Annotated in this window: 11 protein-coding genes and 1 pseudogene; 9 read left to right on the top strand and 3 right to left on the bottom strand. The window is 59.9% G+C overall.

The window, feature by feature from the left end:
- Positions 1 to 69 precede the first annotated feature (69 nt).
- The 5 genes and pseudogenes from NH195_RS20995 to NH195_RS17690 all read left to right on the top strand — a co-directional run.
- Positions 70 to 585 (top strand): annotated as a pseudogene (locus NH195_RS20995) (transposase); the annotation flags it as partial.
- A gap of 742 nt (positions 586 to 1,327) precedes the next feature.
- Positions 1,328 to 2,851, top strand: a complete 1,524-nt coding sequence (locus tag NH195_RS17705) for a DUF4123 domain-containing protein (protein WP_162265894.1) — start codon at positions 1,328 to 1,330, stop codon at positions 2,849 to 2,851.
- A gap of 56 nt (positions 2,852 to 2,907) precedes the next feature.
- Entirely contained in the window at positions 2,908 to 3,945 is a 1,038-nt protein-coding gene (locus NH195_RS17700; RefSeq protein ID WP_066710149.1) for a hypothetical protein, read from the top strand.
- A gap of 2 nt (positions 3,946 to 3,947) precedes the next feature.
- On the top strand, positions 3,948 to 4,739 hold the full coding sequence (locus NH195_RS17695) for a hypothetical protein (RefSeq protein WP_066710147.1): 792 nt from the start codon (positions 3,948 to 3,950) through the stop codon (positions 4,737 to 4,739).
- Between the two features lie 5 nt (positions 4,740 to 4,744).
- On the top strand, positions 4,745 to 5,737 hold the full coding sequence (locus NH195_RS17690) for a hypothetical protein (RefSeq protein WP_066710145.1): 993 nt from the start codon (positions 4,745 to 4,747) through the stop codon (positions 5,735 to 5,737).
- 121 nt (positions 5,738 to 5,858) lie between these two features.
- Here the strand turns inward: NH195_RS17690 and NH195_RS21920 are convergent, their stop codons facing one another.
- The 3 genes from NH195_RS21920 to NH195_RS17675 all read right to left on the bottom strand — a co-directional run bounded on the left by NH195_RS21920 (position 5,859) and on the right by NH195_RS17675 (position 8,632).
- Positions 5,859 to 6,278, bottom strand: coding sequence for a hypothetical protein (locus NH195_RS21920; RefSeq protein WP_066710141.1), 420 nt, complete (start codon positions 6,276 to 6,278; stop codon positions 5,859 to 5,861).
- A gap of 339 nt (positions 6,279 to 6,617) precedes the next feature.
- On the bottom strand, positions 6,618 to 7,976 hold the full coding sequence (locus tag NH195_RS17680) for an ATP-binding protein (RefSeq protein ID WP_066710139.1): 1,359 nt from the start codon (positions 7,974 to 7,976) through the stop codon (positions 6,618 to 6,620).
- Positions 7,973 to 8,632 carry a response regulator transcription factor gene (locus NH195_RS17675; protein ID WP_066710138.1) on the bottom strand — a complete coding sequence of 220 codons (660 nt, stop codon included), beginning with the start codon at positions 8,630 to 8,632 and terminating at the stop codon, positions 7,973 to 7,975. Before NH195_RS17675 ends, NH195_RS17680 begins: the two co-directional genes overlap by 4 nt.
- A gap of 144 nt (positions 8,633 to 8,776) precedes the next feature.
- Here NH195_RS17675 and NH195_RS17670 point away from each other — a divergent pair, with 144 nt between their 5' ends.
- The 4 genes from NH195_RS17670 (at position 8,777) to NH195_RS17655 (ending at position 10,809) form a co-directional block, all read left to right on the top strand.
- Positions 8,777 to 9,097, top strand: a complete 321-nt coding sequence (locus NH195_RS17670; RefSeq protein ID WP_066710137.1) for a PepSY domain-containing protein — start codon at positions 8,777 to 8,779, stop codon at positions 9,095 to 9,097.
- Complete coding sequence (locus NH195_RS17665; protein WP_066710135.1) at positions 9,090 to 9,761, top strand: cytochrome b/b6 domain-containing protein; 672 nt, start codon at positions 9,090 to 9,092, stop codon at positions 9,759 to 9,761. The genes NH195_RS17670 and NH195_RS17665 overlap by 8 nt, the downstream gene beginning before the upstream one ends.
- Before the next feature lie 186 nt (positions 9,762 to 9,947).
- A complete protein-coding gene (locus NH195_RS17660; RefSeq protein WP_066710128.1) occupies positions 9,948 to 10,301 on the top strand; it encodes a hypothetical protein in 354 nt (117 codons plus the stop codon).
- Positions 10,302 to 10,338: 37 nt separating this feature from the next.
- Entirely contained in the window at positions 10,339 to 10,809 is a 471-nt protein-coding gene (locus NH195_RS17655) for a DUF2271 domain-containing protein (protein ID WP_066710127.1), read from the top strand.
- The last annotated feature ends 10 nt before the right edge of the window (positions 10,810 to 10,819 follow it).

Raw genomic sequence — 10,819 nt, 5'->3', positions numbered from 1 at the left:
GGTAATCCCCCCGAAATTTAGGGGCGTTTGAAAGTAGAATTTTCTCGAAAGATAAAAGAGGAGATTCTGATGAAGAAATCGAAATACAGCGACGCTCAGATCATGAGTATTTTGAAACAGGCCGAAGGCGGTGTGCCGGTTGCGGATCTGTGCCGTGAGCATGGGATGAGTTCGGCGAGCTTTTACAAATGGCGCTCGAAGTATGGCGGCATGGATGCGAGCCTGATGGCGCGGATGAAAGAGCTCGACGAGGAAAACAAGCGCCTCAAGCGCATGTATGCCGAGAAGAGCATGCAAAACGACCTGTTGAAGGAAGCGCTTGGAAAAAAGTGGTAAGGCCGTCTCAACGCAGAGAGATGGCCGAGTGGGCGGTTCGGCACCGGTCCGTCAGCATTGCTTTGGCCTGCCGAGCATTCAGCATCAGTGAGACGTGCTATCGATATCAGCCGACGCTCAGAGCTGAGAACGAGCTGATCGCCGATTGGCTTGTCGCGCTGACAACGGCCAAGAGGAGTTGGGGGTTTGGTCTGTGCTTTTTGCATCTGCGGAACGTCAAAGGTTTTGGCTGGAACCACAAAGACGCCAAGCGCCAGCTCGTCAAGCTCGACGGACAGATTGCCAATCTCGTGGAACGGATCATGGACAGCAGCCAGCCTGCGGTGATTGCCGCCTATGAAAAGAAAATCAGCACCTTGGAACAAGAAAAGCTGGTGATGAAAGAGCGGATCGCCAAACCGCAGGAAGAAAAAACACGCAAAGGGACGTATTACGAACTCGCTCTCGCATTTTTATCAAGCCCACAAAGGATTTGGCAGGAGGGGAATTTTGCATGGAAGCGGATTGTCCTGAGATTGGCCTTTATGGAGCCAATTATCTATTCCCGTGAGAAAGGTATTCGAACTCCAAAAACCACCTTACCATTCAAGGCCTTAGAGGTGTTTGATAGGGAAAAATGTTGTGGAACGTCATGCGGAGTTGACCCAATCGGGTGAGAAAATCGAGGCAAATCAGTGAGCGCCCTCACGCAATTCTGACCCAAACATCAAGCATTTCTGACCCAAAAAATTAAAAATCTTAGATGACATGGGCGATGGCTCTAAGGTGTAGCCGTATCTGCGCTTAGCTACCGCTTATGAAAACCGCAGGAAATGACAGGCGCTGCGGCGGCAGAGGCAGCAATAGCCCCAGCAATCATAACGCCTGCGACGCCATTGGCCCTCATCGCTCTCAAACAGAAATTGTCATGTTGGCAATTAAGCGCACCCCGGTATATTTGCGTCCATATCCGCGAGAGAGCGGGACGTTGCATTTAAAACCTAGGGGCGAAATGATCGTATTTTCCGCTCAGTGTGAAATATTATTGGAACGGAAAAGGGTTTGGACACAGGCCTATTGTCCGGCACCGTCTCCTCAGGCGATAGATACCCTGCTTCGCGCACGACTTGACTCTATCGGCGGGCAACTGCTGTTTATGAGCACGCCTGAAGCCGTCGGCATAGAGGTTCTTAAATTTAATCCAGAACACACGGCATTCAATGGAATATGGATCGATGTGTTGGATCGGGCAGACGGTGCCGCAACATTGGCTGGACACTGGCTGGGCTTCGAAGACGAGCATCTATCCGTCTCTCCTTTGGATTCACAGTTTGGCGTGTATCCAACACGATCTATACCACCTGAATTGAGCGAAGCGCTCTCTTGCGAGCCCCTCCATCTTTATGGCTTAATATGCGCTCGAAAGGTCGATAATCTGGACCTGCGCTTGAGCCGTGGCCCCACACCGGCCTTATGCCTATACGAAGGTGAGCAGCGCGAAAAATTCGCAAAATCGGCACCATGGCTGGTCGCTCTCGCAGAGGACGACGCGTTTACACGTTCGCTGTTTACAGATGCGCCCGACAAGCCCTCATTCACCAGCTTGTGGCGCAAAGACCCTGTCGTAATTTTACGCAGTTCGCTCGAGATCGGTGATCTTGCCCGCCACCTGAAAAGGTTTGTCCGGTTGCGGGATGATAGCGGGGATTGGCATTACTTGCGATACTGGGAAAGCGATGCATTCAGCACCTTCGTCGATTGGCTACATTGCAACCCGTCTTTTTTGCGCAAATTTCTGACGACATCTAACGGCGAAGATCAGACCATTGATAAAATTGCGATCCCAGACAGCAACAGCTCCCATTGCCGCGTCATAACTTACCCGCGCATAGAGTCGTCAGCGCAGGCGGCAACGCCTGTAATTGACAGCAGTCTCAAGGCGCGACTGGCCCAGGTCAACCGCGTGCGCAGTTTTCGCACCTGCTGCGACTATCTCCATAAAGTAATGCATCGCCGGACCCCTGCGCGATCCGGATTGGATGCAATCTCGGAAAACTATATGCGCGCTGCCTGGGTCGAAAGTTATGGTCTCGGGATGACGAGCGAGCTTGGCCGATGTCGTCTCGCTGTCGCGATGACGAGACTGGGGCACAGGTTCCTGGATGATCCCAAATACATGAGTGTTGGGCTATCACGACATGCGTTAAAGCATGACACGACGGGCCAGAATTTGTTCGATACCTTGAAAGAGATCGAACCTGTCTTGTTCAAGCTGGACAGGGCACGCATGCGCGAGATGATCGACGATGGTGCTTTTGCAAGTTTTACATCTCTGGAACACTGGTTGCGACATAACGATGGGCGCGCGATGAACCTCTGGGGCGATAGCTTCGATGATATTGTTCGCGCGACGCTGAATGCCTCTGTCGAGGAACCAAGTACAATAAGTGCTTTCTTCGCTTACGTTTACGGTGCGGGATACATGAGCGACCCTTTGCTTGAACCGGATTTTTTGCAAGACCTCCAACGCATTTAGTTTTAAACAGAGGTTGTTATCGAGTGTGCCGCCATTTAGCGAGAAAGGTCTTCTTCATGGAAGATGAACTGGTTGACCCCGCAGACGATCCGGAGACCGAGCTGTCTCCGACCCCGGAAGGCACCGAAGGGATGTGTCCCGGCCCGGTTGTGTTTCCGCTTGCCGAAGGGGCTGACGCGGACGGTTGGTCGGATTTGTTCGGATACCCTGGCGAGCATGAAACAGGGTCGATTTCGCTGGGCCGACTGATGCAAAGTCAGGACCCCGAAATGCAGTTTATTTTCGACGTCTACGACGAGCTTGTTCGCCAAAAAGGCGGCGAAGACAGTGACGCCGCGATGGATTGGCTCACCAACTTCTTTCCACCCCGTCCCGAAGTTGGTGACCGCAGAACTCATTATTGCGTGCTGGTCTTTGAAAGCGAGGGATTGGAAATCATCCAGGGATCAGGCTGGTTTACCGATAGCCCCGACAACACCCGCCTGGAGACACCGGGTCTGATGGACGATGCCATCTATGAGATCAAGGTGTCGATGAGCCTTCAGGTCGACGTCGTCGCGCGATGGGGGCGGCACACCCGCGAGATCAACCCGATCGGCGACGCCGCAGGCGTGGCGCGTTCGATTATTCGCTTTGTAGATGAGGCGGCCCGGCACCGAGAGAACCGCCTCGCCGATTTGTTCGCGTTGAATATCGTTTCGGTCTTTATGGGAGTTGGCATAGGGACTGCTGCGCTGCGTGTTGCAACAACCGTCGGAGCACGTCTGGCAGCCTCCGCCGTGATCCTGTTCGAGACATCGCAGGGGGTGGAATACATCACGGGATATATGGGCGGACGGCGCAGTGGCTATAATCCGCTGCGCGAAACCTTCAGGTATCTTGGGCGGACGAGCAATGGGCGTTCTGGCGAACAGACAGGAGAGATCGTGTTCAATACACTGAACATCGTGATCGGCTTCGGCGGCAGGGTCGGGCTTTTGGCGGGTGGGCTTTATGCGACAAGATCGGCCATTCCGACGTCTTGCACCCCGGCAGAGGGCGACATCGATATCATTGATGCCGAAAGCATCCCCCTTGAGGCGCAGTCTCGATAGTCATGGCAAAGTTGAATGTTCTTAGAAACGGCTCTGTCCGCTCGACCGCCAACGGTGCGACGTTCCGCCGGTTGACCGGTATCGCTGCGCGCTTGCGTAAAGGTTATTCCGTTGAAATCGCGCCCTATCCCTCTTCGTCCGGCAAATGGCTGGTGCGCGTCGTCGCTCCGACACGCGGCTCCACTCAGGGGATGACCACAGTCGACAGCTATTACGAGGTTATCGCCCGCAATCAGGCCGAAGCCGAGCGTTTCATCAAGACCGACGGTCTGTGGGGCGGCGCATTGGCGGAACGGGTGTCCAAGACGATCGGTGATATGGGGGAGGCGCATTTTGTCTCCCGTTTGCGAGGGGCCGGGATTTTTGACTCGATCTGGGGCAAGCAAGTGCGTTTCACTGACGTGCACCAGTTCCAAAACGCATCAGGCCACGGTGTCGATGCAATTGCCCGTGTTGCCCATGCGGCCCCCCCGCCGCCCCCGAATGTCGGCGATTTCGTTGCGTTCGAGGTCAAATCGACGCTGGGGGTCCGAGGTCGCCCTCCCAGCATCGGCACAAGTCAAAAAACACCGTCGCCATTGGGCTATGTGCGAGACCGCTTGCAGCGGGCCCGCAATGCCTCGAACTACCCCAATCTGAGCGCGGCGGACCAACGTTTTCTGAACGCGGCGCTGGCTGCCGCCGGTCCTCGCGGTGCCGGAATTCATCTTCGCAAAGGCGAGGTTGTCATGGACCATGCCGGCAACCTATCTTCGGCGGGCGGTCGTCCGGAAATTGCAACAAAAACCTGGTAGGACATATGGCACTCGAACCCAAATACACCGTTGCGGAATTGCGCGGCTTTCGCGCAGGAGCGCTGCGCGAAGCCGCTCAAAAAGCTTTGGCTATAGACCGCATGGATCTTGAAGAGTTCGCCGCACAAGAGAACGGAGATGTCGGCATCGCTCTGGTGCAACTTGCGGGCGCCATCGTGTGGCAGAGCCGCGTTGCACTGGATGACTATTTGTTCGCGCAAGACGATATCGCAGATCTGCTTCCACCGGATTTTCAAGTCGCCCGCATGGCCTTTGCCGAGCGTTTGATTCAATGCCGTGACTGGCTTCATTTCCGATCCCCTGATATCGGACCGGACATGGCGAATGTTGGCGGCTGTATCGTTGATCTGATTGCCATCGGACAAGCGGCAAATGCTGCGGAACTGTGCGAGGTGTCGCGTCAGGTTCTAGAAGAGACCGGCTATAGTTGGCAGGTTTTCTGGCGCAATCGGAGAGGAACCAAGCCCGAGATTCCGGATGAGGAATTTCCCACACAAAAGCTATTGCCATTTGCGCATGAGCTGATCGCGGCACAAGCGGGTGAAGAGATTGATTGGGAGGCGCTGTTTCTCGAAACCGAGCCCGGATACATCGCCGCCGCGCGCAGCGTGATGTCCACAGATATGGCCAAGGTGAAAGCGGCGGTTGACGCGTTGTGTGATCTCCACATCACGTTCACGACACCGAACCCTGATGGCAATCTCCGGGCTTTGGAGGGATATGAGATCGACACATGGCATCACATGCTATGGCCAACCACGGTATTTGCCTATTTACGTGTCCGGCAGGCCCATGGCCTTGAACTGCCAGCACTGGATCACCCTTTGCTGCGCCAGACCATGGGACAATTCCCGCCCCGCCCGTTCAAAACGCAGGACCTGCCCGAGTGGTACCTTTCCGCGCTCGAGGCGCTGGGCAATGCGGATCCCAACCTATCCGATCTTCGGTCTCTCGTCATGCGTGAGAACACCCTGTGACTCTGAGTGATTTTGGAAGTGAGGGGCCTCTCGATTTGTAGACACCTGCCAGCTTCGTTCGAACAAGCTGGCTCATATTTCAAGAGCCCCTAGGCGTGTTATGTAAATAGCCCCCAGCACATCAGCAAACCTTCCCCCTTTCATAAGCCCGGACATATCCGCTGGTGCAACTGATCGTCGGAATTCCCTCCCAGTCAAGACGCCGGGCAAGATGGATCGCGGCCACATTTTCCAGATCGGCCATTTGGCCCAGCGTGATGTATAACGCCTCAAATCGCTTGATGCTGGCTTTGGTTATATAGAACCTCTGAAAATTCGTATCCGGGTTGCGGCGCCGAATTTGCGTCAGATAGCCTCCGTCCCTAAGCCTGCGCACTGCCACAACATTGAGCTTCAGATAACTGGCAGTCTCACACAGCGAGAGGTCAACCTCACGCGGCTCAGGCTTCGAGGACCGAACGGCGCAAAGGACGAATTCCTTCTCGCCGCCATCGCCCAGAACCTCCGAAAACTCGCCAAGCTTCGCCCGCAGTGCGTCCAAAAGGAGGTCAGCGCATGACTTGAAAGGTCAAAAGAGCCGGCCTCCGGCAAACCAAATGGCGAAAGCCGGGACCAAACGGCTGCTATGTCTCCAGCAGCGTGAAAATCCCACAAAACAAACCGACTTTTTCAACAGTATCCGCCCTTAGCAGTCGTTCGTGAAACCCGCAGCGAACGACGGCAACAAGCCGCCCCAAGCTGAAGGGAGCACCGTCGGGCGCTCTGTGGACCCCTTCGGGCGTTGGATAGCTCTACAGCAATGGCAGGTCCCCGCCGCTTGGGCGACGATGGTCCGGGCTGCGCGACTGGCGCTCCCAGAGTTACCGGCACTTGTCGCGGACTACGCGTCGACCACAAGCCCGGACCCGAGAACATCGGTCGGCAACCTGAGCGATGCTTCGAAACCGGAAGAGCCACCAGGTCGCGGCGATTTCAATACGAGCGAGCTTCCGATCCGGTCTGCGATGGCCGCAACGATGGCAAGGCCAAGCCCGCTGCCATCGGTGCTTGCATTCGCCCGTTCGAAGCGCGTCGTGAGGCGGTCGAGAGTGTCGCGCGGGAGGACCGGGCCATCATTCGCGACGGAAAGCATCCCGTCCGCGGTCAACGTGACGTCGATCGTCGTGTTCTCGGCTCCGTGACGGAGCGCGTTTTCCATGAGGTTGCGGCACAGGATGGCGAAGGCGTCCGGGTCGATATCGGACATGACGGCTGTTCCTGGCAGCCTAAGCGCGATGCGGTCCTTCGCAATGGCGCGTCCGAGATCGTCTACCACCACACGGGCGACCGCCCTCAGGTCAGCGCTTCGGTCCACCCGCAGCCTCCCGCCTTCCGCCCGCGCGAGCTGCATGAGGCGTTCAGAGAGTCGGGTCAGACGTTTGAGTGTCGCCTCGATCTCAGAGGCACGAGCTTCGGTCGCCGGCTCGTGCGTCTCCGTTTTCAGCCGCTGCGCCTGGGCGATTGCGCCGGCCAGCGGCGTGCGCAACTCATGCGCGGCATTGGCCGCGAAGCTGCGTTCGGCCTCGAACGCCTCGCGCAAGCGGGCCAGCAGGCTGTTCAGGGTTTCGGTCAGCGGACCAATCTCCGTCGGCAGATCACCCGCAGGCACCTCCGACAGGTCTCGGGCGCCACGCGCCTCGAGCCGCGCACGGAACCGGCGCAGGGGATCCAGGCTGAAGCGGACCGCCAGGATGATGGCCGCAAGCGCGACCGGCAGGACGATCAGCAGCGGCAGGCCGAGCCCCATCCGGATCTCACGCGCGACCGACGCGCGATGGGCCAGCGGCTCGGCCACGGTGATCCGGATCGTGTCCTGAAGCGCCGCGTCGCTGTAGAGCCGGTGGGTGGTGGTCTGCCGAAACCCCTGACCGTCCCAAGGTGGGAACACGGCAGGGTCGGCCGCGTGCGATTGCAGCAGGATGCGCCCCTCGGCATCGCGCACGAGGTAGGTGAAGAATTCGTCGTGCTCCCGGATGGGCGCGAGCCGCTGCGTCACGCCCTGATCTTCCCGCCCGACGATATCGGTCACCGCAAGCGGCAGGATCCGTTCCGCAGTCTCCCGCAGGGCACTGTCGAAGACCTCGTTCAGCTCGCCCCGGACGATCACGGCCGTTACCGTCGCCGCGAGCAGCCACAGCACCGTAAGCGCCAGGCCGAGCGACAGGCCGAGCCGGCCCTGAAGGCTCGCAGGCCATTTCATGATTTGCCGAGCCTGTAGCCCATGCCGCGCTCGGTCTCGATGACCGGAGCCCCGAGCTTCTTGCGCAGGCGGCTGACATGGACCTCGATGGTGTTGCTCTCCACCTCGGCATCGAAGGCGTAGAGCTTCTCCTCCAGCTGTGCCTTGGACAGCAGTTGACCGGGGCGTGCGAGGAAGGCGTCGAACAGCGCCCATTCCCGTGCCGTCAGTTGCACTGGTTTGCCATCCCGGTGAACGCTGCGCGCGGCGAGGTCGATTTCAAGCGGCCCGTGGCTGACGATGGGGTTCGGGTTGCCGCTGTAGCGCCGGGCGACTGATCCGATCCGGGCGGAGAGCTCGGCCAGATCGAAGGGCTTCACAAGATAGTCGTCGGCGCCCGCGTTCAGCCCCTCGATCCGATCCGAAACCTGGTCGAGCGCGGTCAGGATGATGACCGGGGTCACGTCTCCGCGCGCGCGCAGGCTCTTCAGGAAGCCGATCCCGCGACCGTCCGGCAGCATCAGGTCGAGCAGGATCAGGTCATAGGACGCGGATTTCAAAGCGTCGCCGGCCGCATCGAGGCGCATCACCCAATCGACCGACTGACCATCGGCCGCGATCTGGTCGCGCACCGCCGCGCCAAGCACCGTGTCGTCCTCGATCAGCAGGATGCGCATGCTCGTTCCCGTCCTCTTCCGATGACCCTCCATGATCCGTCTGGCTGACACGAAGCTGAAGCGGGTGGTCGCGTCCCTTCAGGCTGCCGTCAGCTTCGCCGCGCATGAATTTCGTCAAGATGGCCGCATCGAGGAGTGTACCCCATGAAGAAGACATTGACAATTCTCGGCTTTCTCGCGGTCTTCCCGGCCGGAGTCGCGCTGGCGGACGACGACTGCTTCGTGCCGATGGCCGGCTGGCAGCCGCGCGACGCCGTCGCCCGATTGGCCGAGGAAAACGGCTGGACGGTGCGCCGCATCAAGATCGACGACGGCTGCTACGAGATCAACGGCCGCGACGCCGAGGGGCGCCGGATCGAGGTGACCGTTCATCCGGCGACGCTCCAGGTGATCGAGTTCGAATACGAGGACGAGGACGACGACGATCGCCCCCGCCGGGATCGCGAAGGAGGCAACGATGACTGACGCAATCTCACACCAAGGGCCAGAGATGAGCACGGGGCCAAGCAGCAAGGTCCGTGTCTGGGATCCGCTGGTCCGCGTGTTCCATTGGGGCCTGGTCGCAGCCTTCGCGACCGCATGGCTGACTGCGGACGAGCTGCAACCTGTCCATGAGTTCGCAGGCTACGCCGTCGCCGCACTTGTGGCCTTCCGGCTGGTCTGGGGCCTCGTCGGCAGTCGCTACGCGCGCTTCGCCCAGTTCCTGAAAGGCCCTGGCGAGACGCTGGCCTATCTCGGGGACATGACCCGCGGACGCGAGCGGCGCTACCTCGGCCACAACCCGGCGGGCGCGGCGATGGTCGTGGCGCTGCTGGTTACGCTGTCGGGGACGGCTTTCACCGGCTGGCTTATGGAGGACGAAGCCCGTCTGGCGATGCTTCCGTCCGTGCCCGCCATCGTGGCGCCCGCCTGGGCCGACGACGACGGTGAAGAGCGGGAATACGGCGGGCGGGGCGAGGTCGAGGGACCGCTGAAGGAGGTCCATGAGACGCTTGCCAACCTGATGCTGCTGCTCGCCGCGCTGCATGTGGGCGGCGTCGTGCTGGCATCCTTCCGTCACCACGAGAACCTGGCGCGCGCCATGGTGACGGGCGACAAGCGCGGACCCGGTCCCGGCGACATCGCCTGACGGCACCCATACTCAAGGCCGACGGTCCCTTCGGCCCCGCCTGGCCTCGCCCTCACGGGCGGGGCCTTTTTTCGTCCGAAGCCGCTCTCTTCCTGACGGCAAGCTGAAGCGGGAATCGCTGCCGCGTCAGGAAGCCCTCAGGTCGCGTCTCCAGATTGTGCTCAGCAGACGAAAGGAGACTCTGCCATGAAAAAGACCCTGACACTTCTGGTCGCGTCCACGGCGCTGACCGCCGCGATCGGCGTCCCCGCCTGGAGCGCGATGCAAGCCCCATCCGACGTCCTTCGGCCCGTCGCCGCTCTCTTCGATGACGCCCCGCAAGCGATCCCGCTCGTTCTCGCAAGCGACGATGACGACGACGACCGCTGGCGGGACGGTTCGCGTCGCGGCCACGACGACGATGACGATGACTGCGACGACGATGATGACGACGACGATTGCCGGGGCGGCGCCCGCAGTCCCGCGCCCGCAGGCTCCGTCGCCCCACCGCAGAACGGCCTCTTCGGGACCGGCGCACCTCCGCAGGTTCAGGTCAACTGAACCGCTCCGAAGCCCCCTCCGAACAAGGATCAACCCGATGAAATCGCTTCTCGCAACGCTCGCGCTCACCACGGCGCTGACGCTTCCCGGCCTCGCCATGGCGCGGCCGGTGACGCTCACCACGACCCTCAATAATTATGGGGGCGACGGGGCCTACCTCGCACTCTACGTCACCGACGCTTCCGGCGCCTATGTCGGCAGCCTGTGGATGGCCGGCGGCAAATCCAAGTATTACGAGCACCTGAGCGACTGGTACCGTGCCACCGGCGGCGACACCGCGCAGGTCAACGGCATCACCGGCGCCAGCGTCGGCGCGGGCCGCACGCTCGAGATCACGCTCGACCTGGCCGACGCGCTGTTCGATGCGGGCTACACGTTCCACATCGACGCGGCGGTCGAGGACATGCGCGACAGCCCGAACGAGGTGGCGGTTCCGCTCACGACCAATGGCGCTGGCACGCCGGTGACCGGCCGCCGCTACATCGCCAGCTTCGCCTACGACATGTGAGGAGCGGGGC

Source organism: Celeribacter ethanolicus (assembly GCF_001550095.1).
Classification (GTDB): Bacteria; Pseudomonadota; Alphaproteobacteria; order Rhodobacterales; family Rhodobacteraceae; genus Celeribacter; species Celeribacter ethanolicus.
This window is presented reverse-complemented; position numbering and strand designations above follow the sequence as displayed.

Bases quoted from the DNA above. Each gene is read 5' to 3' on its own strand.
- NH195_RS17705 (WP_162265894.1), top strand. From the start codon at position 1,328: ATGATCGTATTTTCCGCTCAGTGTGAAATATTATTGGAACGGAAAAGG.
- NH195_RS17700 (WP_066710149.1), top strand. From the start codon at position 2,908: ATGGAAGATGAACTGGTTGACCCCGCAGACGATCCGGAGACCGAGCTG.
- NH195_RS17695 (WP_066710147.1), top strand. From the start codon at position 3,948: ATGGCAAAGTTGAATGTTCTTAGAAACGGCTCTGTCCGCTCGACCGCC.
- NH195_RS17690 (WP_066710145.1), top strand. From the start codon at position 4,745: ATGGCACTCGAACCCAAATACACCGTTGCGGAATTGCGCGGCTTTCGC.
- NH195_RS17680 (WP_066710139.1), bottom strand. From the start codon at position 7,976: ATGAAATGGCCTGCGAGCCTTCAGGGCCGGCTCGGCCTGTCGCTCGGC.
- NH195_RS17675 (WP_066710138.1), bottom strand. From the start codon at position 8,632: ATGCGCATCCTGCTGATCGAGGACGACACGGTGCTTGGCGCGGCGGTG.
- NH195_RS17670 (WP_066710137.1), top strand. From the start codon at position 8,777: ATGAAGAAGACATTGACAATTCTCGGCTTTCTCGCGGTCTTCCCGGCC.
- NH195_RS17665 (WP_066710135.1), top strand. From the start codon at position 9,090: ATGACTGACGCAATCTCACACCAAGGGCCAGAGATGAGCACGGGGCCA.
- NH195_RS17660 (WP_066710128.1), top strand. From the start codon at position 9,948: ATGAAAAAGACCCTGACACTTCTGGTCGCGTCCACGGCGCTGACCGCC.
- NH195_RS17655 (WP_066710127.1), top strand. From the start codon at position 10,339: ATGAAATCGCTTCTCGCAACGCTCGCGCTCACCACGGCGCTGACGCTT.